Source organism: Bifidobacterium sp. POST2/T3 (B1) (genome assembly GCF_058197115.1).
Window position 1 is genome coordinate 1 of record NZ_JBVPQK010000354.1, and the last position, 2,672, is coordinate 2,672.

General features: G+C 61.8%; 1 protein-coding gene. It reads right to left on the reverse strand.

Features of this window, described 5'->3' with window-relative positions; translation table 11 throughout:
* Window positions 1–14: 14 nt before the first annotated feature.
* Window positions 15–2,672: DNA polymerase III delta subunit-related protein (locus AC0AP0_RS11520; protein WP_490430568.1), on the reverse strand; the 2,658-nt coding region annotated here is incomplete at its 5' end.

Below are 2,672 nucleotides of genomic sequence, written 5' to 3' on the forward strand. Positions count from 1 at the left end.
ATAGGTAGCAGCCATCATTCACCTCCCTGTCGCTGCGCCTGTTCCTGCCGGCGCTTTTGGACGTTGATCGGATTCTGGGGGTCGTCAGCAGCAAAATCCTCCACCTTAGTCACGTCAAACATTTTGGTCAGTTCATCCTGGTTCATGGCATTATTCGCCCCGAGCCGGGCATCGTCCATGGAATAGACATCGTCCTCGGGATCCACGGAAGGCCCCGAATTCTGGGAGGCAGCCACAGCGGATGAAGCATCCTGACCGAGACCACTGGATGCCGAGCTAGCGAAGCCTGCTGGCATCCTCCTGTCCTCAGATCCGGATGCCTTTGCCATTGCTCGGGAACCATCCGATCCGCCTGCGGTACCCGAACCGCGATCGTCGCTCTGTATATCCGGCGAGGTTGGGATGCCAGTCGCCATGGTCCCTTCGTCAGCAACCGATCCGGTCCCCAATGTCGGAGCCGAGGTTGCACCCGAGGCGCTTCCCTGACCCGACGAATCAACCGATTTCGAAACTCCAGGCCCCTGGTCTGAAGCTTCATGGCCTTGACTGTTGGAGGACTCCGTAGAAACTGCAGCGGTGATTCCGGAATCGGGCAGGGCCCAAGGATCCGTGTCATCGCTCATGTCCGGCAGAGCAACTTTTTTGGACTCGTGGTCTTTCTGGATAGTGGTCCCGTCGCTGCCATCACCAGGCTGCCGGGTCTTTTGCGGCGCATGAGTCGCTGGAATGGGGTGAGCCCAGGGATCGTCGTCCGGCAACACCGTTGAAGCGGTTGAGCCGAAGCCGGCAGCCGGCAACGGTTCCGGAGACGACTGGACCGGGCCGCCGACCGGGTGGTGAGCGTCGTCGGAGTTTCCGTCGCCTGCAGCTTCTCCAGAGGTGGACCTTCCGTCCGACGTCGATGCTCCGGTCTCACCCTGGTGACCCGCCGAGGCCGTCATCTCCCTAGGGGCATGCCCTTGCTCCGTGGCCGCATGAGGCATGACCGCCGCTCCAAGGTTCATGGTGGCCAAGCCAGCCCGAGCCAGAGCCACCTCCTTCTTGACCTCTGCCCGACGCTGGGGGGACATCTTGTTGACAGACTCTACCGTCTCGCCGTTAGCAGCCGTCCCTGATGGGGCGATCATAGTGTCCTGTCCGAACTCTTGGCGAGCGCGAACCATGACAATACGTGGAACTTTGGTCTCCCCGTCAACCGACTGCGCAGCCACGGCCATGGCGAAAGCATGCTGGCTGAGTGGACGGTCAAAGGTCATAGACAGTCGTTTGCGGCCGGAGGGGTCTGCTTTCATGGCCACGGTAGGCACCCGGTCCCGCACCACATATTGGCGGACCTCCTCCGGCAGGGCAGCCACCAGGGCATCCCAGCGCTTATCCAGCTCTGTGCCGGTCGGGATCTCTGTTTCCTGTCCTCGCGTAGCCTCCGGTTGTGCAGACTGAAGCGGTTCCGCCGACCGGGCAGGCCCGGAAGGATTGGTTGATTCGGCCTGCCCAGTTGGCGAGGAAGGGGCTTGCTTGCGCTCGGGTTGGGCAGGGCCTGAGCCGGAATGGGTGGGCAGTCCTTCGCCCTCTTGCCGTCCGCCAGCAGAGGAATCGGAATGAGAGCCTGCCATGCTCTGCGGCCCGGCAAAGGAGACGGGCGCTGCTGCAGACGATGATCCTGCTCTGCCAGGTTGTTCAGAGCGATCAGCCTCGTCAGCACGCCCAGACCGGGATGCTCTGGCCGGCCGACCGTTCTGCTGTGATCTGTCAGCGCCGATGAACCCGCTACGGGCGGGCGCCGAGGCCACACCACCGGCGGAAGTTGTCCCTTGGGCCGGTGCCTGTTCCATAGGCTCGCAACCAATTGCCAGCAGCCTGGCAGCCAGCAGCTCCAAGCGCATCCTGGGCGAGGTGGCTCCGTTCATTCCCGCCAGTGCATCATTGATGATGTCAGCCATTCTGGTCAGGACCTGTAGATCCAGAGCATTAGCCTGCCGATGCAGATCGGCCACCTGGTCGTCGTCGGCATCCTCGCTCAGCACGCTCTCAGCCCGCTCTCCCGCCAGTTTGAGAACCAGCAGGTCGCGGACATGGGCTAGCAGATCCTCAACGAAGCGCTGAGGCTCGAACCCACCGACGACCACCTTTTGAATGACCCCGTAGAGGCCAGCCCCATCGTGGGCGATCAGCGCATCCACAGCTTCGCTGATGAGTGCGGCAGGAGTGAACCCCAGCAGCGCTACAGCCGCATCATAGGTAATGGTGTGCTCGTCAGCGCCTACCATGAGCTGGTCCAGCACGGAAAGAGTGTCGCGCACCGATCCACCTCCAGCCCGCATGGCCAGCTTGAGCACACCAGGCTCGGCCTTGATGTTCTCCTTTTCGCAAATGCCCTCCAAGTAAGGCCCCATGACTTCCTGGGGCACCAGACGGAAGGGGTAATGGTGGGTGCGGGAACGGATGGTACCGATCACCTTCTCCGGCTCTGTGGTGGCGAAGATGAACATAACATGTTCCGGCGGCTCCTCAACGATCTTCAGCAGGGCATTGAATCCTTGCTGGGTGACCATATGAGCCTCGTCCAAAATGAAGATCTTGTAGCGGTCACGCACTGGGGCGAAACCTGCCCGCTCCCTAAGCTCCCTAGCATCGTCGACCCCATTGTGGCTGGCGGCGTCAATCTCCACCAC